The organism is Bradyrhizobium sp. ISRA430 (assembly GCF_029909975.1).
Classification (GTDB): Bacteria; Pseudomonadota; Alphaproteobacteria; order Rhizobiales; family Xanthobacteraceae; genus Bradyrhizobium.
The window spans coordinates 554644-574561 of sequence record NZ_CP094516.1 but is presented as its reverse complement, the minus strand read 5'-3'; the positions used below and the strand labels follow the sequence as shown (position 1 = coordinate 574561).

Sequence of the window (19918 nt, the reverse complement as noted above, 5' to 3'; positions counted from 1 at the left end):
CGTGCGCGGCGTGCCACAAGGTACTGTGCCAAACTGTGGCATCGTGACATGGCTTAGAGACGTCGCCGAATGTTCCCTGGTCTGCCCCTCCCAATGCTTTTCCCCGCCAAACGGATCCGCACCATCCTCGCCCTCTTCCTCTGGGTCGTCCTCAGCGTCGTCCCGGCGACCGCGCAAGTTGCCTGGCGGATGACCACGGAATACCCGCAGAACAACATTTCCGGGATCGGGCTCACGACATTCGCCAGCCGCGTCGCCGCGCGCACCAACGGCTTCGTGACCGTCACCAACGCCTTCGACAACGAGCTCAAGATCAGCTCGGGCGAGATGCCGCGCGCCGCGCAGGACGGCCGGATCGTCGGCGGCGACGCCTTTGCAGGCGCGCTCTCCGGCATCGACCCGATACTCGGTCTTTCCACCCTGCCCTTCCTCGTGCAATCGGTTGACGCCGCCCGTGCCGCCAACTTGCGGGCACGCCCGCTCTATGAAAAGGCGCTCGCGGCGCGCGGCCTCAAACTGCTTTATGTGACGATCTGGCCGGCAACAGGCCTCTGGTCGGAGCGTTCGCTCGAAGGCGCCGACGACCTGCCGAAGCTGAATTTGCGGGCTTACGATGCTAATTCCAGCGAGGTCATGCGCGCGGCCGGCGCAAATGCGCAGTTCCTGCCGATGGACGCCGCGCTCGCGGGTCTGAAGGAACATCGGCTGAATGCGTTCCTCACCTCCGGCGATGGCGGCGCGGGACGCAAGCTCTGGGATTTTCTGCCCTACTTCACGGCCATCAACTACGCGATGCCGGTCTCGATCGCCTTCGTCCGCAGCGATGCATTCACTGAGCTGTCCGAGCCGATTCAGCGCGAGGTGCTGGCTGCGGCTGAAGAGACCGAGCAAAGCCAGCTCGCGCTACTCACCCATCGCACCTCCGAAAACTATGCGCGCATGCGCGACAATGGCGTCCGCATCGCTGAGCCGGCGCCGCCGTCCCTCATCGCGGCGCTCCGGAAGGCGGCGACGACCGCAATCACCACCTGGGAGACCCAGGCCGGCGCGGATGCCGCAGCGATCGTCGAATGGGCCCGGCAGCAATGACGCATCGGCTCTTGACTTGAAAGCCGATGCAACTAGCAACGGGGCGACATCAACTTAGGCTCGGCCCGGATGCAAACCATCTACTTCGATCTCGACGGCACGCTGACCAACCCCAAGCCGGGGATCACCCGCTCGATCCAGTATGCGCTGGAGCGACTCGGCAAGCCTGTTCCGAGCGAGGACGAGCTGACCTGGTGCATCGGGCCGCCGCTGCATGCCAGCCTGAAGAAGCTTACCGGAACCGACGAGCTCGCCGACCGGGCGCTGCTGCTCTACCGCGAGCGATTCAGTGAAGTCGGCCTGTTCGAGAACGAGGCGTATTCCGGCATCAAGGACACTCTGGCGAGGATTGCAGCGACACGCCAGCGGATGTTCGTCGCCACCAGCAAGCCCGCAGTCTACGCCAACCGCATCATCGATCATTTCGGCTTGCGGCCTTATTTCGAGCGCGTGTTCGGCTCCGAGCTCGATGGCACGCGGGTCGACAAGCGCGACCTGCTGCGCTACGCGCTCGACGAGGCGAAGGTCGATCCTAACAGCGCGATCATGATCGGCGACCGCAGCCACGATGTGGTCGGCGCCAGGACCAACGGCATGACCGCCATCGGCGTGCTCTACGGCTATGGCAGCGAGGCCGAGCTCAGGGATGCCGGCGCGCATCACATCTGCGCCGCGCACCCGGAGCTGCTCGGTCACTGCATCGCATAAACCTCACGCGCCGACGGTTTCGACGGCCGCCAGCATGCCGGTCTTGGGATGACAGTTCAGGTATTCGAAGAACTGTTCATCCGCGGCGGCCACCGTGACCTCGTGATAGAGCCGCAGCTTTGCTGACGGCCCCAGCGTCGACAGATACTTCATCGCCGCGCCAAAGATCCGGACGTGGGTCGGATGGGATTCCGCCCAGCGCTCCAGCGCGGCAAGACTCTTCCACCAGCTCTGGCCATAGGACTTTTCGCTTGGCCTGCCGTCGGCGCCGAGCACGCGCATGTAGCGGTTGGCGTAGCAGCCGATGGTGAGCCCGTCGTCGCGCAGGAAATCCATGCCCTCGCGCAGCACCGGCTCGACATCATCGAGATAGAGCTTTCGCTCCGATGCCTCGGTGTCGCTCCAGTCCTGCCCGGACCGGATCAGGCAGAGATTGTCGTTTGCGATCACGCGCAGCCGCGCACCGTCGCGGACGAGTTTTGGATCGCCGCCGGGTGCCATCGCGTCGGTCTGCGATAGCGGAATGCGGTCGCGCATGCCGCCCCAATAGGCGTGCTCCTGCACCTCGCCGCTCATGCTATCCGCGATGACAGCGACGCCCTCGGGCCGGCCAAGTGAGGAGAACAGCGTCTCGTGCCGTGCCACGGCCGGCCGCAACACCTCGATGAAGGTGCCAATGCCTTCCCGTGCGCTGCCGGTCCACGCCTCGCGTGCCGGCGCAAACCAGGCGTCGAAGCGCGCGATGTCGTCCCAATAGGCGACCGAGACCACGTTGGCATAGCCGGACTGGTCGACATAATGCGCGCGATCCCAATGTGACGGACCATCGGTCGCAACGAAACGCCGGTCGATCTCGGCCAGCGCGTCGGTCGCGGCGGCCGGCGGCGCGCCGCGATACTGCACGCCGAAATAGGCCATCACGACGCGGCCAACGTTCGGCTTGTAGCGCGCCACGAACGATGGATACGGCGGCCGATAGTCGTCCGGCACGCGCTTGTGGCGCGAGCGCTCCGTCTGAAGATGCGGAGGAATTGCGGATTCCATGCTCATGCCCTCCCGTGATGTCTTGCGGCCGCGGCGGATCAATTCGCCGCGGCAGCGATCTCCGTGGGCTCGACGGTGTCGACAGGCAGCGCGAACTGCTCGACGCGCTTGTACGGCTTGTTGTTGAGCAGCAGGCGCGTCACGTCGGGGCGCGAATAATGCCCGGCAGGGTCGGCGGCGTTCTTGGCAACGCCAATGGCACCGAGGTCGATCTCGGCGATCAGAAGGCCCTCCTGATCGGGCGCGAGCTTGTCGCCGATCTGGCTGCCGTCGGGTCCGTAGATGGCGGCAAAGCCGCCGCCGGCATGCAGCAGCGCATGCTTGTCGGGCCGGTCACAGAGCTCGTCGATCATCGCCTGCGAGACGGTCGCGCAAGGCGCCAGCACGAAGCAGGAGCCCTCCACCGCATAGACGCGCGAGGCGGCATTGTTCACCTCGGCGCCGAGCGCCGGCGCGAAGGGATCGTAGAGCGAGAAGCTCGGCCAGGCCGCGACATGCACCTGCTCGTTCTGGGCATACATTGCGTATTTAGACAGCGGCTGAAGATGCTCCCAGCAGCACAGTGCGCCCAGGCGCCCGATGTCGGGCCGGGCGTGGACGGCAAGGTCGCTGCCATCACCTTCGCCATAGACCGTGCGCTCGGCATGGGTCGGCCGCAGCTTGCGGCGCTTGGCAATCGTCTCCCCGTCGGGTCCGATCAGCCATTGCGCGAGATAGAGGCTGCCGCCGTCACGCTCGGAAAGGCCGAGCACCGCCGTCAGCTTGGCCTTGCGCACCGCCTCGCGCAGCTTCTCGGCCTGCGGGCTGTCATAGGCCAGTGAATTGTCGAAATAGCGCTGCACGAAGCCGCGGCCGATCGCCCAGGCCGGCGAGTCCAGCCAGATGTGCCAGGGATAGCCGGGGATGAAGGCCTCCGGAAAGGCGATCACCCTTTTCGGCGGCCTCCCTGATCAGCGCGATCGACTTGTCGACGGACGCGTCGAGGTCGAGCCATGCGGATGCTGCCTGCACCACGGCGACCTTGTATTTCGGATGTTCGATGCCCATTCCCGCCTCCATCATATGCACTGGGACAGCACCGCTTTCCGGTTGATCACGGTACACGCCCGATGCAGTCTATTGGGCCACGGCCGGACGGCGCCCGCTCGACCGCCACGGCATGAAAATTCGACCGGAACGGCGGTCCGGAATTTGCAGCCGGCATCGACGCCTGCATGCGGTTTGAGATGTGAAAGGGAGGCCCGCTGATGACCATCCAGTTCACGACGGACGGCAGCCCCGGTCACCGGCGCCTCGCCCTCTGGCAGGATATCGTCTGCGACGTCTTCGTCGGGCTCGACTGCAAGTCCGACCTCGGCAGCGCCTTTCACGGCTCGGTCACGCGAGGCGCGCTCGGCAAGGCGGTGTGCTCCGAGGTCCGTTCCGACCGCCAGCACGTCTTCCGCACGCCCTCCCGCATCGCGCGCTCGGACCAGGATTTCATCCTGATCGCACTCGGCGATCGCGGCGCAGGCGGCGTGGTGCAGGATGGCCGCGAGACCGTGATCCGTCCCGGTGAATTCGCGCTCTATGACACCACACGTCCCTACGAACTGAAGTTCGACCACGCCTTCACGCAGACGATCTTTATGGTGCCGCGACAGATGTTGCAGCGGCGGCTCGGCGGGAGCGAGACGCTGACGGCGATATCGTTCGGCGCGGACGCACCGCTCGAACGGATCACCTACGACTTCATCTACAGACTGTGCCAGAGCGCGGACCGGATCGATCCAGGCAACGCCGCCATCCTCTCCGAGCAAGCCGTCGACCTGCTGGCAATGGCCCTAAGTGAGCGGCTCGGCAAGACGTCGCTGCCTTCCTCGACCCATCGCTCGGCGCTGCTCTACCGGCTGAAAGCACACATCCGCGCGCACCTCGCCGATCCCGACCTCTCGCTGCAGGAAACCGCGGCCGCGCTTGGCATTTCACCGCGCTACGTGAACGATCTCCTCGCAGACGAGGACACCTCGTTCCAGCGCCACGTCCTGGCCGAGCGTCTCGCCCAATGCCGGCGCGACCTCGCCTCGCCGCTGCTTGCCCACCGCCACGTCAGCGAGATCGCCTTCGCCTGGGGCTTCAACGACCTCTCGCATTTCGGCCGCGTCTTCCGCGAGCACTTCGGCATGTCGCCGCGCGAGTTCAGGCAGAGCCTGTTGCGGCACTAGCCGCGAGCCATCCGTCTTTGCCTTCGCTCCGGACGAAGACAGGGCTCGGCAATTCCAGATTGTCTTGCCCGGCGGCATGCATCAAGCTGGTGCGCATGAAGACCGACTCCACGATGAGCGGATCGGAAATGTTGCTGACGGCGACCGCGATCCGGCTCGCGGTGCTGGTCCTGGCAGGCTGGAGCCTCGTTCTGCTGCCGCGGCACGCTCGTGATGGCGAGTTCGCTTGCACTCCCTCGGTCGCAACAAGGATCGAAGCACAGACTTCGCCGCAGGTGACGAGCTTGCAAGTCGGAGATTCCGCGTTGGACGACATGCTCCGGCACGACTAGGGCCATTGCTCCGCAAGGCCGGTATGCCACTCGAAGTCGGTTAGATCATATCGGGTCATGCCGCGCGTGAATCAGAGTTCAGTGCAAGCTGGAAGCCCCCAATTGGTAGGCGCCCATGAGGAACTCTTCGCAACTACTCAACCAGGCGCTTGGCCGCTCCGATGAAGCGACCACTACAATCCCGGTGATCTCGCCGCCCAAGCCTTGGTGGCCTGGCAGCTTTCCATCGCTCGGACGTAGGCAGGGCGTGCCGTCGTGCGGGCGAGATAGTCCCGCTCGGTAGAACCGGGGACATAGTTGCCAGTTCGCACGCCGAGCAGGAGGGCGTAGCTCACCGAGATATCGGCAGCAGTGAATCGGTCGCCAGCGAGATAGGGGCAATCCGCCAGGCGGCGGATAACCAACCCCAGCCGGTTCTCGAAGGTCTCGAGAGCCCAACGGGTAACCCGGGCATCTCGCTCGGCTTCGGGCGCCAGTTCGCGACCGACAAAGACGGCGTTCATCGGCCCGGCGAGCCCGGCCTCGCCTAAGTGGAGAAATTGCAGATAGGAAGCGAAGGCGGGATCGTCCGTCGCGACGGCAAGCGAACCTGAGCCGTGGCGGGCGAGCAGGTATTCAAGAATCGCGATCGATTCGACCATGATCGTCTCGCCGTCCTGCAGTGCGGGAATGAAGCCGGCGGGGTTGATCGCGAGGAAATCGCGATCATTCTCGACTGCGAGCAGATCGACCGGGCGCAGCCGATAAGCCAATCCTAATTCCTCGAGCAGCCAAACAACACGGAAGCCACGACCTTCGCCATAGACGGTGAGCATAGTTAAGCGTTCCTGGATTGGGCTAGATGTACTAACTCGCAGAGGTAAGCCAGTCGCGCAACGGACTATCGATGGCGCATAATGCACTCAACGCTTGGCGCATATTCGTCATCCTACTGTGCGGGCCCTTCCCACTTTATGGGTTCACAACCTAGTTGATCGTCGCGTTCACATTAACTACCGATGCGGAAGCCTTCGAGCCCTGTCCCATAGCCTTGATAACGAATGCATCGCTCCCCTTATATCTACGTTTGGACTTGTATTCGTAAGTAGTCGGATTGAGCTTTTTCAGTTTGCCGTGTGCCGGCTTCTGCAAAATGTCGGAACTACTCACGGTGCCCCGCACGGGGATCGAAAACTGACAACTTCCTCCTGATGCGACGCTAATATCGGCAGTGGAGTTCTCCCCCAAATCCGCCAGTCCTGCCAGCTTTGAACATTCAGCAGCGGCAAGCGCTAATGGCACCGACGTTGAGTTTGTTGCTCCAACGATGAGTGCGAAGGTCACGATCCTGAAGAACCGCATAGTACTCCTCATTTCGGACGTCTCCCTTTCGTGCACTCCCGCGAGGCGCATGCCCTCGAGTACGCGTCCTAGTCTGGTCCGCGTGCAGGCCAGAAAAAAGGCCGGCTTTGCAGCCGGCCTTTTCGATTCATGATGCGCGCTGTCAGGCTTTGACCAGCGGACCCTTGGACGTCGGTCCCTTGGAGCCGCCGGGGCCGCCCGGCTTGGACTTGCCCGGCGGGCGCTTGCGGGTGCCGGGCAGCTTCTCCTGCTTCGGCGTGACCGGGCCCTCGACGAACTCGAAACCGATCTTGTCCTTGGTCTCGTCGGCCTCGTCCTTGACCAGGACGACGCGGACGTGACCGCCGCCCTTGAGCTTGCCGAACAGCACCTCGTCGGCCAGCGGCTTCTTGATGTGCTCCTGGATCACCCGGGCCATTGGACGCGCGCCCATCTGCTCGTCGTAACCGTGCTGGACCAGCCAGGCCTTGGCCGGCTCGGACAGCTCGATGGTAACGTCGCGGTCGCCGAGCTGGGCCTCGAGCTGCAGCACGAACTTCTCCACCACCGTGCCGATCACCTCGACGCTGAGATGGCTGAACGAGACGATGGCATCGAGGCGGTTGCGGAATTCCGGCGCGAACTGCCGGTTGATCGCCTCGTGGTCGTCGCCTTCGCGCTTGGAGCGGGTGAAGCCGAACGCCTGTTTGGCGAGATCCGACGCGCCCGCATTCGTGGTCATGATCAGGATCACGTTGCGGAAGTTGACCTGCTTGCCGTTGTGGTCGGTGAGCCGGCCGTGATCCATGATCTGGAGCAGCACATTGTAGAGGTCGGGATGCGCCTTCTCGATCTCGTCGAGCAGCACCACGCAATGCGGATGCTGATCGACGCCATCGGTGAGCAGGCCGCCCTGGTCGAAGCCGACATAGCCGGGAGGCGCGCCGATCAGGCGCGACACGGTGTGCCGCTCCATGTATTCGGACATGTCGAAGCGCAACAGCTCGACGCCGAGCGACGCCGCGAGCTGCTTTGCGACCTCGGTCTTGCCGACGCCGGTGGGACCCGAGAACAGGTAGCAGCCGATCGGCTTCTCCGGCTCGCGCAGGCCAGCACGTGCAAGCTTGATCGAGGCGGCGAGCGACTCGATCGCCTTGTCCTGACCGAACACGACGCGCTTCAAAGTCTGCTCGAGATGCTTAAGCACCTCGGCATCATCCTTCGACACGCTCTTCGGCGGGATCCGCGCCATCGAGGCGATCGTGGTCTCGATCTCCTTGATGCCGATGGTCTTCTTGCGCTTGTTCTCGGCGACCAGCATCTGCGCCGCGCCGGATTCGTCGATCACGTCAATCGCCTTGTCCGGCAACTTGCGGTCGTGGATGTAGCGCGAGGAGAGCTGAACGGCGGCCTCGATCGCCTCATTGGTGTATTTCAGCCGGTGGTAATCCTCGAAATACGGCTTGAGACCCTTGAGGATCGCGATCGCGTCCTCGACGGTCGGCTCGTTGATGTCGATCTTCTGGAAGCGCCGCACCAACGCGCGGTCCTTCTCGAAGTGCTGGCGGTATTCCTTGTAAGTCGTCGAGCCCATGCAACGGATCGTGCCCGAGGCCAGCGCGGGCTTGAGCAGGTTCGACGCATCCATCGCCCCGCCCGACGTCGCACCGGCACCGATCACGGTGTGGATCTCGTCGATAAACAGGATGGCGTTGGGATGGGCCTCGAGCTCCTTCAACACCTGCTTCAGGCGCTCCTCGAAGTCGCCGCGATAGCGGGTGCCCGCGAGCAGCGTGCCCATGTCGAGCGAGAACACGGTAGCGGCCGCCAGGACTTCCGGCACCTCGCTGTCGACGATGCGCTTGGCAAGGCCTTCGGCGATCGCGGTCTTGCCGACGCCGGCCTCGCCCACGAACAGAGGATTGTTCTTCTGCCGGCGGCACAGCACCTGGATCGCCCGGTTGATTTCGGAATTGCGTCCGATCACCGGATCGATCTTGCCGTCACGCGCCTTCTTGTTGAGGTTGACGCAATAGGTCTCGAGCGCTTCGCCCTTCTTCTTGGAGTCCTCGTTGCCCTTGGCCTCGGTCTCCTCGTCGACGCCGCGAACGGGGCGCGCCTCCGAGACGCCTGGACGCTTGGCGATGCCGTGGCTGATGTAGTTGACCGCGTCGTAGCGCGTCATGTCCTGCTCCTGCAGGAAATACGCGGCATGGCTCTCGCGCTCGGCGAAGATCGCGATCAGGACGTTGGCGCCGGTCACCTCTTCGCGGCCGGAGGATTGCACATGGATCACCGCGCGCTGGATCACGCGCTGGAAGCCGGCGGTCGGCTTGGCGTCATCGGCACCATCCGTCACCAGATTTTCGAATTCGGTCTCGAGATAGTTGACGAGGCTCGTGCGCAGCTTGTCGAGATCAACGCTGCACGCACGCATCACGGCAGCCGCATCCGAGTCATCGATCAGCGACAGCAGAAGGTGTTCGAGCGTCGCGTATTGGTGATGACGCTCGTTTGCGATCGCCAGCGCACGATGCAGGGATTGTTCAAGGCTTTGGGAAAAAGTCGGCATTCGCGTCCTCTATGGCCCCCACCATCATGATCGCCATCGCCCGGTCAGGCAACAACAACCTTTGTCACATATAGTTATACAAGATCGCGGCAAAAGACCGGTTCCGCGACTTGAGGGCTTACGCATCCAGGGAATTCTCGATGCAAAACCCGTTCCGATTTGGGCAAGGATTTGGCCAAGTTTGGCGCCGACGCATCTTCCCGTAGTTTTGCCGGCCGGGAGGAAGACGCGTACGCACCGATCAATGCCGCGGAAGAAGGACCCGGTTTCGAAGGTGCGGTTACTTCTTTTCCATCACGCATTGCAGCGGGTGCTGGTGCTTGCGGGCAAAATCCATCACCTGCGTGACCTTGGTCTCGGCAATCTCGTAGGTGAACACGCCGCACTCCCCGATCCCGTGATGATGGACGTGCAGCATGATCTTGGTCGCGGCCTCGATGTCCTTGTTGAAGAACTTCTCCAGCACATGCACGACGAACTCCATCGGCGTGTAGTCGTCGTTCAGGATCAGGACGCGGTAAAGGTTCGGCCGTTTGGTCTTGGGCTTGACCTTGGTGATGACCGAGGTGGTCGGCCCCGTGCCATTGCCGGGACGGTTTTCCTCATTGCTCATCCGGGGAGCACGGGTGACGGCTGACGTGGACGGATCGAGGCGGTTGGTCAATAGCGGCATGGCACAGGCGTTCAAAATCCCCACGGAAGCGGATCGCGGCTCGCCCGCTGCCTCGCTCTTCGAGGCCTCGCTGAGGCGCACCGTTACGTCGAATCGCCGTTCCCGACCGATCCGGTCCGGTCTCGGCCGGGTCGGCAAGTGAGAATATGGGCCGGCTCCCCGCCCGCCGCAAGCGTGCAGAGACTCAAGCCGATGCGGCCGCGGGCTCGCCGATTCCCGGTCCGGCGATCCGGGGCAAGGTTAATCAATCCGGACCGATTTGACAAAAAATAGATAGGCCAACTGAGGGAACATTTACCAGGAAACCATCCTTTGCCGGGCCGCGGCAATCGGCGCGCCCATATCCCCGGTTTTCTACGGTCGAGTTTACCCGGTCTTCAATCGCATGGCTCGAAATTGGGCAAAACCAAGATTCCGGGGATCCCCATGTCTCGCCTGCCCGTTGTCCGTCGGCTCCGCCGGCACCTGGCCCATTTCGCAGCCGCCGAGCAAGGCAACGTCGCCGTCATCTTTGCGATCATGCTGTTCCCAACCATCTATCTGTTGGGCATGGCGCTCGACTATACCCAGGCCCAACGCCGGCAATCGCAGCTAAACGCCGCAGCAGATGCCGCTGCCATCGCGGCCGTGACGCCGTCGATGATGTCGCAGAGCACGACGGTCGCACAGACGACCGCCACGAACATCTTCAATGCGACCGCGAACGCCATCGCCGGCAGCCTGACAGGGACGCCGAATTTGACGGTGACCGTCGGCAATGTCGGGTTGGTGCGGACTGCGACCGTCAGCTACACCGCGAACTCCACCAACAACTTCCCGAGCCTGCTCGGCGCCCCCGCGTGGCCGATCAAGGGCGCAGCGACGGCCAGCGCCTCAGGCGCGCCGAATATCAATTTCTATCTGCTGCTTGACGACTCGCCTTCGATGGGGATCGCAGCGACCTCGACCGATATCGCCAACCTGATCACCGCTACAAAAAATCAACCTTCCGGCTCAGCGAACTGTGCATTCGCCTGCCATGAAGCGCATCCCAATCTCGACAGCGGTGCATCCTCTACGACCAAGGATAACCTCACCATCGCACGCAACAACAATATTACACTGCGGATTGACCTCGTTGCCCAAGCCACAGCGAGCCTCATGAGCACGGCGCTAGCCACGGAAGCGACGCAGAACAACACCTATAAGGCTGCGATCTATACGTTCGACTACGGCTTCAACACAATTTATGCCCCGTCGGGGCTGCCATCCGCCGATCTGTCGACCGCAGCGATCCAAGCCGCCAATAACATTTCGCTTCTCACGGTCGACCATCAGAACTGCGTCATCTCGGGTAGTTGCACTACAGACTACGGCACAGACATCGAAAATGCGCTAACGAAGGTCAACGCCCTCATGCCCACGCCCGGAGGCGGGACCAATCAAACCGGAGATACGCCTCAGGAAGTGGTATTCCTCGTCACCGACGGGGTTGACGATAAGATCGTATCGTTCAGCTCGTCCTGCAGCGGTACGCCGATTGCTGTTGGCTCCAAATATCGGTGCCAGCAACCAATCAACACGTCGATATGCACAACGATCAAGAACCGGGGAATTCGCATCGCGGTTCTCTATACCGAGTACCTGCCGCTACCGACCAATAGTTGGTACAATACCTATATCGCGCCATTCAACAACCCTTCGTCGTCCACCGGGCAGATCGCACAAAATGCGCAATCCTGCGCATCACCCGGCCTGTTCTATGACGTACAATCGGGTGGTGACATCACCGCAGCGCTGAAGGCCCTATTCCTGAAGGTCGTGCAAACGGCCCCACACCTGACCAACTGAGTCAACGTCATGCCCCAGTCGCGAGCAGCATTCGGAAAGCGGCGCCTTCGGGAGACGTTCGCAGCCTTCCTCAAAGATACGAAAGGCGCGAACGCGGTCGAATTCGCCCTCGTCGCGCCGGCGTTCATCGCTTTGTTGGTCGGAATCATCCAGATCTTTGTGGTCTTCTTCGGCCAGCAATTGCTCCAGCAGGTCGTGCAGCAGTCGGCTCGACAGATCATGACCGGCCAGGTGCAGGCGGCTGGGATGTCAAAGACTCAATTTGCGAGCGTCGTCTGCTCGCAGGTGCGCATCATCTTCGACTGCAACAAATTGATGATCAGCGTGCAGTCATCTAGCGACTGGTCCACGTTGAGCGCGGCTGCACCCACCCTGACTTTCGATGCCAACGGCAATGTCAACAACACCTGGCCCTACAACCCGGGAGGCCCGACCGACAAGGTGATCCTGGAGGTCATCTACCAATGGCCGGTCTTTGGCGGGCCGCTCGGCTTTACGCTGTCAAACCTGCCGAACGGCAATCGCCAGATCACGGCGTCCGCCGCCTTCCAGAATGAGCCCTATCAATGACCCCCCTGTCCGTACGTCTCGGGAAATTCCGGGCCAACGAAGATGCCGTGGCGGCAATCGAGTTCGCCATCGTGCTGCCGTTCATGCTGCTGCTTTGCATCGGCGGGATCGAGCTCGGCAACGGCCTCGCGATCAACGTCAAGCTGACGGATACGGTTCACACCGTCGCCGACATCCTTTCGCAGAACAAGTGCGTGACCACGGCTGACGTCACCGGCATTCTCAACGCGTCGTCGAAAGTCCTGGCACCCTATGACATCACCAAGGCCGTCGTGACCGTTTCGGAGGTGCAGCCAAACGGCGACAACGCCACGGCCAAGGTGATATGGAGCCAGTCGCTCAACGGCACGGCGAGGACCGCCGGGACAAGCGTCAACCTGCCGACGTCCCTGGCGGGGGTGCCGACCACAAGCGGGCTCATCCTTGGCGAGGCGACGTATTTCTATACGCCCAACCTCGGCTACACGATCAGCGGGACAGTTGCGCTCGGCGATCGCTACTACCTGTATCCGCGCCAAACGGCTTTCGTCCCGACCATCACAAGCGGGACAACGCCGCCCGTCCCAGGGACGTCCTGTCCAAGCTCTTGACGTGCCCTCGCGGCCTCAGCATCACCGTGCAGATCGACACCGACGAAAAGAGCCCGGCTCGACGAGCCGGGCTCTTCTGATTCCAGGACTTTGCGGAAAATTACTGAGCGGCCGGGGTGAACTTCGCCACGATGGTCTCGACCGGCTTGAACGCCTGCTTGGCGAGGTCGCTGTAGAGGCCGGCGATCTTCTGCGATTCCGCGACGAAGGTCTCGTAGCTTGAACGGGCGAAATCGGTCTGCGCCTCGAGCGCCTTGTCCAGGGACTTCACACCGGACAGCTTCTCGACGAAGGACTTGGTGTCCTCGAATGACTTCTTGGTGTAGTCGCCATATGCGCTGGCGATCGCCTGGAGGCCGTGCTGCACCGAGGTCGCGGAGGCAACGCACTGCTCGAACTGCTCTTTCCCGTAGTTCTGAAAGTCTTCAACCTTGAACATTTCGGAATCCTTTTTCCCTGGCATGCGTCGGGAAGCCCCGGCTCCCTGACATTTGCCCACAATTAGTGCATTGCACAAAAAAGTCAAGAATCTTGGTGCGTCGCACAAAATTCGATAGACGTTGCGATGATTTCCGGGTTTTCCCGCAAGGGTTCCTTAAGCTTTTGGAAACCGCGCGCCCCTACCCTGATTCCCTGGACGTGTTCAGCTTTCGCAGACGGTCAAAAGCCGTTCGAGAACATAACCTTAGCCAGAACAGCGGCTCAGGCCCACCGCTCTCGCAGCACGCATCGGCGGGAGGACGGCTTGAGCAGGTAATGGTCCCGGGTCCATTGGGCACAATTTCGCCTCACGGGCCGGTGATCAAGTCAGAAACGGGGACGGGGTTTCCATGCTTCGTAAAAGCTTGTCTTCCTCGCGCTTGGCGCGGGTTGGGGTTTTCGGGCTTCTTACAGTCACCACCGCGGTCATCGTCACCACCGATGCCGCCGAGGCGCGCCGCCATCGGCATCGTCAGTACGCGCACCACCGGGTGCAGCGCGATGCGTCCGAGAGCTCCAGCACGAAATTCGCGTCGATCATCGTCGATGGCAATTCCGGTGCGGTGCTGCAGTCGACGAACCCGGACGGGCTTCGCCATCCCGCCTCGCTCACCAAGATCATGACGCTTTATCTGCTGTTCGAGCGTCTGGAGTCCGGCAAGATGAAGCTCGACACCGAAATGCCGGTGTCCCAGCACGCCGCCGACCAGGATCCGACCAAGCTCAACCTGCGTCCGGGCCAGAGCATCCGCGTCGAGGACGCGATCAAGGGTCTCGTCACCCGTTCTGCCAACGACGCGGCCGTCGTCATTGCCGAAGCGATCGGCGGCGACGAGGACGATTTCGCCCAGATGATGACGCGCAAGGCGCGCGCGCTCGGCATGTCCAGGACCGTCTATCGCAACGCCTCGGGCCTGCCGAACGACGAGCAGGTGACGACGGCCCGCGACCAAGCCACTCTCGGTCGAGCCATCCAGGACCGCTTCCCGCGTTACTATCGTTATTTCTCGACCGCCTCGTTCAACTTCCGTGGGCAGTCGATCCGCAATCACAATCACCTACTCGGCAGCGTCGAGGGCATCGACGGCATCAAGACCGGCTACACCCGCGCCTCCGGCTTCAATCTCGTGAGCTCACTGCACCGCGGCAACCGCTTCCTGATCGGCGTGGTCCTGGGCGGCCGCAGCGGCGGCTCGCGTGACGCCATCATGCGCAACCTGCTCGCGGAGAACCTCGATAAGGGGGCGGCTACCCGCACCGTTGCCGCCATCACCGAGCGCAACGGCTCCAGCTCCGACACTGATATTGCCGACGCCTCCGAGACCCCGGCCCGCTCCGCTCCGCAGATCCAGGCCGCGGCCGCTCCTGCTTCCGAAGCGGCCGCGCCGCGTCCAGCCTCGCGCCTGTCGGCGCTTGCTGCCGCCACGGCCGCGATGCCGCCGGCCCAGCCCCGGCCTGAGGCCAAGCCTGCCGAAGCCAGGATCGAGCCTGCCCCGCTTACCAATGGCGTGATCGCGAGCCAGCCGTTGTCGATCATCCCGGGCTCCTCCGAGCCGATGAAGCCGGTCCGCGTAAAGACTGTCCAAGTGAAGGCCGGCCCAGTGAAGGTCGCCTCCGCCGCCCCGGTGCAAGCCGCGCCGCCGGTTACCAACACCATTCAGCCGCGTGCCGATGTCGCCGAGACCTCCGGCGCAGTCGTCGCGCGGGCGGACCTCGTCAACAAGCCCGAAGTCATCAGCAAGCCGGAGGCCCCGGCCCGCGCCGAACTGCCGCCGCAGCCGCCGGGCTTTGGCACCGGCAACGGCATCCTCGGCGTGCTCCCGGCCGCCAACGCTCCCGCGCCAGCCCCGAAGGTCGCTTCCAACGATCCGGCGCCGCAGCCGATCCAGATGAGCAGCACCACCAGGCCGATGGTCACCCACAGCGGCTGGATCGTGCAGGTCGGCGCGCTCGAGAGCGAGAACGAAGCCCAGCAGCGCATCGAAGCTGCGCGCAGCTCGGCCCGCGGCCTGCTCAGCAAGGCCGATCCGTTCACCGAGGTCGTCGCCAAGGACAACCGCAAGCTCTACCGTGCCCGCTTTGCCGGGCTCGAGCGGGATCAGGCCGAAGCGGTGTGCCGCACGCTGAAGCGCGCCGACATCTCCTGTATCACCGTCCGCAACTGATTTTTTTCCGCTGTTGCGATCCGAATGCCCGCGCCTTCCGCGGGCATTTTCGTTTTGTCGGGGGCGTGATCCGAAGTCCGTTCCGCAACAACCTCTCGTCAAGGATTTACGGTTAAAACTTTGCTCAAGGGATCGGCCACGCCGACAACGGCGGGCATTAGGCGACGGCAAACGGAGCAAACGGAGCTCACGCGGTACGGGCGTTTGTAGCGTGGTGCCGGAGTTAGCCGTTATGCGTGCGAAGCAGAGTATCCTTGGCCTCGTTTACACGGGCAGCGAGGTACGTCGAGCCCCCCTGGTCGGGATGCAGTTTCTTCATGAGGGATTTGTGGGCTCGGCTGATGTCGTCGCGCCCCGCGCCCGGCTGCAGGCCAAGGATCTGATAGGCTTCCTCCGCCGTCATTTTGCCGCCCGCCGCCGCGCGGCGCTGCCCCCCTGTCGCATTGCCTTGCGCGTTCTGACGCCAAGCGGGAAACCGGCGGTCCAGATAGCTTTCAAGTAAGGCCACGCTCTCGGCGTCGAACTCTGGGGCCATCGCGAGCAGCGCAGCGAGATCGAACTCCCCGAGACTGCGCCCGGCGTTCGGCCCGGCAACGATCTGGCCCGTGAGCTGGCCGCTGTCGTGATCGAGCTGCATATCCAGAAACTGCGAGCGCACACGTGAACTTTGGCCGGACGCGCGCGTCGCGCCGCCGCCGAACAGCCCGCCAATATTACCAAAACCAGTGTTCGCGAGCGGGGTCCAGCCAAGCAGCCCGGCGCCGAAAATGCCGAGCGGGATCGCCACCGCAAGCTCGCCCCTGATGCCCGTGAATGCTGCGACCGCCAGCGCCACCACGCCGCCGCCGATCTTGATGGCACGCGCCAGCACCGCCGGATTGGCCGCGCGGAACATCTGGAGCAGCAGATACAAAGTGATGACGGCAACAGCGCCAGCGATCAGGGTCGGCATGGCCCGAATATAATCGCCCTGTCGGCAAAATGCATTGCGGTCTTTCCGCGTGTCCGCAACCGGCGACGACACGAGACGTTCGTTCGCCGGAACGTCCGGCTACCTCATCTGGCCGATCAGCAGGGCCGCGCCGCTCGTTGTCTTCGATAACTTCAACAGTGCATCGCGGCCGCCGGCGGCATAGGCGGCGGCGGCGCGCAGGAGGTCGCGCAATTGCGTCGCCGCGCCAGGATCGAACCGGCACCAGGCACCGCCGGTCAGGCGCGCGATCTCGCGAAACGCCTGTTCAGCCACTGCGTCATGGCCCTCCTGAAACAGGAAGACAGGCACCTTGAGCATACCGAGTTCGCCGGCTTTGGCGCAGAGCTCGTCGACCTTCTCCTCCATGGCATCGCCGACGAAAACCACCGCGCGCACGCCGGAAGCGACCGCCTCGCGCCGGGCCTCGCTCAGCACCTTGCCGATCTGGGTGTCGCCACCGCGGCAATCGATCCTGCTCATCAGCGTGGCAAGTTTGGTGCTGTCCGAAATCCAGCCGGTCGCGCGGCACTCGTTGAAGCCACGATAGTAGACGAGCCGGATGTCCAGGCTGCCGAGCGCCGCCGCCTCGCGGAACATGTCCGCCTGGAGCGCGCAGGCCATGTCCCAGGTCGGCTGCCGGCTCATCGTCGCATCCAGCGCGAAGATCAACCGGCCCTTCGCGCCGGGCGCATGCGGGGACGTGGCGCGGGCCTTGGCGACGAAGGCGGCGATATCGTCTGCTGTTGACGTTTGCGCCTGCGGTAGCCCGTCGCTTCTCTCATCTTTCGCCGAGGCAGCTTCGCGGCCGCGCGGTTTGGTCGGTTCGCCGGACATGTCTGCTCGCATCTCACCAGAGCGGTTAATGTGGAGAGCGAGCCGCGTACGGTCAATGCACGAAGCCTCCGCGGGCGGTGGCCGGCGGAGGCTTCGGAAGTCGCGCTTAAGCTGAGAGGCGCAATCAGCTCTTGATCAACTCTTGGCGGGCGCCATCAAGGCGACTGGACCAGGCTCAAGAATCTTGGGCGGCGCCGAGCGGGTATCGACCGGCGCGATGTCGCTGTCGGTGTCGCTCAGGAACTTGTCCAGCATGCCCTGGATCGAGCTTTTCGCGTCATCCGGACCGGTGTCGCGCATGTCGTTATGCTGGAATTCGGTCTTCACGACCTGGATCCCGGCCTTCTCGCATTCGTCGTCGGTCGGGATCACGCCCGGATCGGTCTTGAACTGCGGATCGTGCGAACGGAACGACAGGATCTTGAACTTGCCGGCAGTGACGAAGGGCACGCGGAGATTGTCCAGCGTGACGACCTTCTTGACCTCGTCGGGATACTGCTTGGCGAAGTACATCGTGATGTCGCCGCCCATGGAGTGGCCCACCATCGTCACCTGGGCGTAGTCGGCGTTGGGCTGGACCTTCTTCATTTCCTGCATCGCCAGATGGATGTTGGCAACGCCGCGCAGGATCTGCGGCAGCCGGCCGACATAAAGCTCGCCGGGCTTGGTCACCATCGGAGGATCGGTCGGCAGGTCGTGCTGCGGGCTAACGACGAGGTAGCCGCGCGCCGCAAAAATGTTGGCGAGGAAGCCGTATTCGGTGTTCTTGACGGTGTTGCCGTGATTGATCACAGCGACCGGCAGCGTGATCATGCCGGCATTGGCCTGCATTTCCTTGTCGCGGCGAATCGCGATATCGACAGGAACCGGACGATTGTCGCGCGAGGCGTCGTAAAAGGTGATGGTCTCGTGCTTGATGGCCCACTTGCTCGCGGTGAAATAAGCAACGCCGCAGAGGGCACCGACCGAAACCAGAACGGCAATTCCACGCTTCATTTTCGTCCTCAGCCTCAGGTCTTCTGACCTGAATCCCTGTTGAAAATCGTTGGTAGAGGGCTCTCGGTGGCCCCTTGTCGCCTATTCCCTAATATATGTCACAGGCACGTGACAGGAAGGCTAAATATTGTGAGCTGGCAGCCCTTTCATTGTGCGGCGCACACGCTCCTTGGGCACCTTATTCCCGCACCGCTACGTCAGGGTGCAGCCGTGGTTTGAACACAACCTCTCTCTTTCGGGTCCGATTTCAGGGTAATTGCGGTGTAGAAACCGTCTTGCGCTCGCTCGGTTCCATGGGAACCGGCGGTTTCTGCTTAAAAGATCTTCGACCGGAAGTAGCGACATACCGTCGCAATTCAAGCGACGATGATGTCGTGAACCTCAAGCGGCTTGTCGACCTGGCTGAACCATTCGGCGCGGTTGGCAGCACGGCGGCGGCCGCGCTCGTCGAGCGGCAGCTTGAGCTGGCGGAGCAGACTCGTCACCTCTTCTCGCGCGGTGAGATGTCCGAGATTGGGCCGCACGCCTAGCGTGGCCTCGTCGATCTCGTCGAGCGCGGTCAGGCCGCGCGGGAAGAACTCGCGATAGACGACGCGTTCGGCGAAGCCATCGACATACCGAAAGCCGAGCCGCAGCGACAATTCCTTCAAGCCGTCGGCGACGAGCTGCTTATTGCGCGAGCCGAGCATGGACAGGCGGTTGCGCACGACGATCCAGTCGGTGGTCGAGCCGTCGAGCTGGCGGCGCTTGCGCCTGGTGTCCCGCACCATCTCGGCATAGTGGCTCTCGCCGGTGACCGCATAGTTGGCGGGATCGACAGTGCCGAGCACGTCGAAGTCGAGGAAGCTGTCATTGATCGGCGTGACCAGCGTGTCTGCCATCGAATGGGCGAGCCGCATCAGGTAGCTGTCGGTGCCGGGCGTATCGATGACGATGAAGTCAAAACTGCTCTCGACCGCCGAGACCGCCTCCACGAACTGCTGGAACTCGGAACTCTCGTTGTCGGCGATCTGCATGGTCTCGCCGAGCTTGATGCAGCGGTGCACCGGCAGCTCTAGGTCGAGCTTGGTGCGGCGCGCCCAGGCGGCGCGGTTGTTGATGTAGCGGGTGAAGCTCTGCTGACGGCAATCGAGGTCGATGCTAGCGACGCGCTGGCCGGCCTTCAGGAGCGCGACCGCGATGTGCAGGGCGGTCGTCGATTTGCCGGAGCCGCCTTTCTCATTGCCGAGCACAACAACATGCGCCGAGCCGGATTGGCCTTGGCTAGCCTGCACAAGCATTAGTGATCCTCAACACCCCTGCGAAATATCTTCGAGTTGACCGCGTCTGTGGTCAAGTGAAATGCGTGACAGGATATGCAAATCGCGGTGCGCCGTTCTTCAATCATGAATCGCATCGTCATCTCGCGTCTGCCCACGACGTCGCGGCGTCCTTCACGGCGCGGCGCGGGATGCTCCGCCGCATGCGGATGCATGGCGTCCACGACCGCGGCTTGTTAAGGTCAGCGGCCGCGCGGCAGACCGTGCGGTCCCGCCGAA

General features: G+C 63.0%; 18 protein-coding genes and 1 pseudogene. 8 read left to right on the top strand and 11 right to left on the bottom strand.

What is annotated here, in order from left to right:
- Window positions 1-69: 69 nt before the first annotated feature.
- The gene (locus MTX21_RS03085) at window positions 70-1089 is read left to right on the top strand and encodes a TRAP transporter substrate-binding protein (RefSeq protein WP_348637474.1); all 1020 of its coding nucleotides are present in this window, start codon (window positions 70-72) and stop codon (window positions 1087-1089) included.
- A 69-nt stretch (window positions 1090-1158) separates the two neighbouring features.
- Window positions 1159-1797, top strand: a complete 639-nt coding sequence (locus MTX21_RS03080) for an HAD family hydrolase (protein WP_280970463.1) — start codon at window positions 1159-1161, stop codon at window positions 1795-1797.
- Between the two features lie 3 nt (window positions 1798-1800).
- Here MTX21_RS03080 and MTX21_RS03075 read toward each other — a convergent pair whose 3' ends face one another.
- Together MTX21_RS03075 and MTX21_RS03070 are read right to left on the bottom strand one after the other, a co-directional pair.
- Window positions 1801-2841: a phenylacetaldoxime dehydratase family protein gene (locus MTX21_RS03075; RefSeq protein WP_280970462.1), complete on the bottom strand. Its 1041-nt coding sequence runs from the start codon at window positions 2839-2841 to the stop codon at window positions 1801-1803.
- 38 nt (window positions 2842-2879) lie between these two features.
- A pseudogene (locus tag MTX21_RS03070) lies at window positions 2880-3888 on the bottom strand (carbon-nitrogen hydrolase family protein).
- 200 nt (window positions 3889-4088) lie between these two features.
- On the opposite strand from MTX21_RS03070, the gene MTX21_RS03065 reads away from it, so the two are divergent.
- Together MTX21_RS03065 and MTX21_RS03060 are read left to right on the top strand one after the other, a co-directional pair.
- Window positions 4089-5045, top strand: a complete 957-nt coding sequence (locus MTX21_RS03065) for a helix-turn-helix domain-containing protein (protein ID WP_280970461.1) — start codon at window positions 4089-4091, stop codon at window positions 5043-5045.
- A 95-nt stretch (window positions 5046-5140) separates the two neighbouring features.
- Window positions 5141-5377, top strand: coding sequence for a hypothetical protein (locus MTX21_RS03060; RefSeq protein ID WP_280970460.1), 237 nt, complete (start codon window positions 5141-5143; stop codon window positions 5375-5377).
- Window positions 5378-5550: 173 nt separating this feature from the next.
- On the opposite strand, the gene MTX21_RS03055 is transcribed toward MTX21_RS03060, so the two are convergent.
- The 4 genes from MTX21_RS03055 to clpS all read right to left on the bottom strand — a co-directional run bounded on the left by MTX21_RS03055 (window position 5551) and on the right by clpS (window position 9882).
- On the bottom strand, window positions 5551-6192 hold the full coding sequence (locus tag MTX21_RS03055; RefSeq protein WP_280970459.1) for a glutathione S-transferase family protein: 642 nt from the start codon (window positions 6190-6192) through the stop codon (window positions 5551-5553).
- Window positions 6193-6343: 151 nt separating this feature from the next.
- Window positions 6344-6718, bottom strand: coding sequence for a hypothetical protein (locus MTX21_RS03050; protein ID WP_280970458.1), 375 nt, complete (start codon window positions 6716-6718; stop codon window positions 6344-6346).
- Between the two features lie 142 nt (window positions 6719-6860).
- Window positions 6861-9269: an ATP-dependent Clp protease ATP-binding subunit ClpA gene (clpA, locus tag MTX21_RS03045; RefSeq protein WP_280970457.1), complete on the bottom strand. Its 2409-nt coding sequence runs from the start codon at window positions 9267-9269 to the stop codon at window positions 6861-6863.
- A 280-nt stretch (window positions 9270-9549) separates the two neighbouring features.
- Entirely contained in the window at window positions 9550-9882 is a 333-nt protein-coding gene (clpS, locus tag MTX21_RS03040; RefSeq protein ID WP_280970955.1) for an ATP-dependent Clp protease adapter ClpS, read from the bottom strand.
- 486 nt (window positions 9883-10368) lie between these two features.
- Here clpS and MTX21_RS03035 point away from each other — a divergent pair, with 486 nt between their 5' ends.
- From MTX21_RS03035 to MTX21_RS03025, 3 genes are read left to right on the top strand one after another with little or no spacing between them, the layout of a single operon-like run.
- Window positions 10369-11772, top strand: coding sequence for a pilus assembly protein TadG-related protein (locus MTX21_RS03035; RefSeq protein ID WP_280970456.1), 1404 nt, complete (start codon window positions 10369-10371; stop codon window positions 11770-11772).
- Between the two features lie 9 nt (window positions 11773-11781).
- Entirely contained in the window at window positions 11782-12342 is a 561-nt protein-coding gene (locus tag MTX21_RS03030; RefSeq protein ID WP_280970455.1) for a TadE/TadG family type IV pilus assembly protein, read from the top strand.
- Complete coding sequence (locus MTX21_RS03025) at window positions 12339-12932, top strand: TadE/TadG family type IV pilus assembly protein (RefSeq protein ID WP_280970454.1); 594 nt, start codon at window positions 12339-12341, stop codon at window positions 12930-12932. The genes MTX21_RS03030 and MTX21_RS03025 overlap by 4 nt, the downstream gene beginning before the upstream one ends.
- Before the next feature lie 100 nt (window positions 12933-13032).
- Here the strand turns inward: MTX21_RS03025 and MTX21_RS03020 are convergent, their stop codons facing one another.
- Window positions 13033-13371 carry a phasin family protein gene (locus tag MTX21_RS03020; RefSeq protein WP_280970453.1) on the bottom strand — a complete coding sequence of 113 codons (339 nt, stop codon included), beginning with the start codon at window positions 13369-13371 and terminating at the stop codon, window positions 13033-13035.
- Window positions 13372-13762: 391 nt separating this feature from the next.
- Here MTX21_RS03020 and MTX21_RS03015 point away from each other — a divergent pair, with 391 nt between their 5' ends.
- A complete protein-coding gene (locus MTX21_RS03015; RefSeq protein WP_280970452.1) occupies window positions 13763-15577 on the top strand; it encodes a serine hydrolase in 1815 nt (604 codons plus the stop codon).
- A gap of 223 nt (window positions 15578-15800) precedes the next feature.
- Here the strand turns inward: MTX21_RS03015 and MTX21_RS03010 are convergent, their stop codons facing one another.
- From MTX21_RS03010 to MTX21_RS02995, 4 genes are all read right to left on the bottom strand, one after another.
- Window positions 15801-16529: a DnaJ domain-containing protein gene (locus tag MTX21_RS03010; RefSeq protein ID WP_280970451.1), complete on the bottom strand. Its 729-nt coding sequence runs from the start codon at window positions 16527-16529 to the stop codon at window positions 15801-15803.
- A 99-nt stretch (window positions 16530-16628) separates the two neighbouring features.
- Window positions 16629-17384: a VWA domain-containing protein gene (locus MTX21_RS03005; RefSeq protein WP_280970450.1), complete on the bottom strand. Its 756-nt coding sequence runs from the start codon at window positions 17382-17384 to the stop codon at window positions 16629-16631.
- A gap of 135 nt (window positions 17385-17519) precedes the next feature.
- Window positions 17520-18380 (bottom strand): alpha/beta fold hydrolase, encoded by an 861-nt coding sequence (locus MTX21_RS03000; protein WP_280970449.1) that lies wholly within the window; start codon window positions 18378-18380, stop codon window positions 17520-17522.
- A 356-nt stretch (window positions 18381-18736) separates the two neighbouring features.
- Window positions 18737-19660 (bottom strand): division plane positioning ATPase MipZ, encoded by a 924-nt coding sequence (locus MTX21_RS02995; protein WP_280970448.1) that lies wholly within the window; start codon window positions 19658-19660, stop codon window positions 18737-18739.
- Between the last annotated feature and the right edge of the window lie 258 nt (window positions 19661-19918).

Coding starts and splice junctions, on each gene's coding strand:
- MTX21_RS03085 (WP_348637474.1), top strand. CDS start 70: ATGTTCCCTGGTCTGCCCCTCCCAATGCTTTTCCCCGCCAAACGGATC.
- MTX21_RS03080 (WP_280970463.1), top strand. CDS start 1,159: ATGCAAACCATCTACTTCGATCTCGACGGCACGCTGACCAACCCCAAG.
- MTX21_RS03075 (WP_280970462.1), bottom strand. CDS start 2,841: ATGGAATCCGCAATTCCTCCGCATCTTCAGACGGAGCGCTCGCGCCAC.
- MTX21_RS03065 (WP_280970461.1), top strand. CDS start 4,089: ATGACCATCCAGTTCACGACGGACGGCAGCCCCGGTCACCGGCGCCTC.
- MTX21_RS03060 (WP_280970460.1), top strand. CDS start 5,141: ATGAAGACCGACTCCACGATGAGCGGATCGGAAATGTTGCTGACGGCG.
- MTX21_RS03055 (WP_280970459.1), bottom strand. CDS start 6,192: ATGCTCACCGTCTATGGCGAAGGTCGTGGCTTCCGTGTTGTTTGGCTG.
- MTX21_RS03050 (WP_280970458.1), bottom strand. CDS start 6,718: ATGCGGTTCTTCAGGATCGTGACCTTCGCACTCATCGTTGGAGCAACA.
- clpA (WP_280970457.1), bottom strand. CDS start 9,269: ATGCCGACTTTTTCCCAAAGCCTTGAACAATCCCTGCATCGTGCGCTG.
- clpS (WP_280970955.1), bottom strand. CDS start 9,882: ATGAGCAATGAGGAAAACCGTCCCGGCAATGGCACGGGGCCGACCACC.
- MTX21_RS03035 (WP_280970456.1), top strand. CDS start 10,369: ATGTCTCGCCTGCCCGTTGTCCGTCGGCTCCGCCGGCACCTGGCCCAT.
- MTX21_RS03030 (WP_280970455.1), top strand. CDS start 11,782: ATGCCCCAGTCGCGAGCAGCATTCGGAAAGCGGCGCCTTCGGGAGACG.
- MTX21_RS03025 (WP_280970454.1), top strand. CDS start 12,339: ATGACCCCCCTGTCCGTACGTCTCGGGAAATTCCGGGCCAACGAAGAT.
- MTX21_RS03020 (WP_280970453.1), bottom strand. CDS start 13,371: ATGTTCAAGGTTGAAGACTTTCAGAACTACGGGAAAGAGCAGTTCGAG.
- MTX21_RS03015 (WP_280970452.1), top strand. CDS start 13,763: ATGCTTCGTAAAAGCTTGTCTTCCTCGCGCTTGGCGCGGGTTGGGGTT.
- MTX21_RS03010 (WP_280970451.1), bottom strand. CDS start 16,529: ATGCCGACCCTGATCGCTGGCGCTGTTGCCGTCATCACTTTGTATCTG.
- MTX21_RS03005 (WP_280970450.1), bottom strand. CDS start 17,384: ATGTCCGGCGAACCGACCAAACCGCGCGGCCGCGAAGCTGCCTCGGCG.
- MTX21_RS03000 (WP_280970449.1), bottom strand. CDS start 18,380: ATGAAGCGTGGAATTGCCGTTCTGGTTTCGGTCGGTGCCCTCTGCGGC.
- MTX21_RS02995 (WP_280970448.1), bottom strand. CDS start 19,660: ATGCTTGTGCAGGCTAGCCAAGGCCAATCCGGCTCGGCGCATGTTGTT.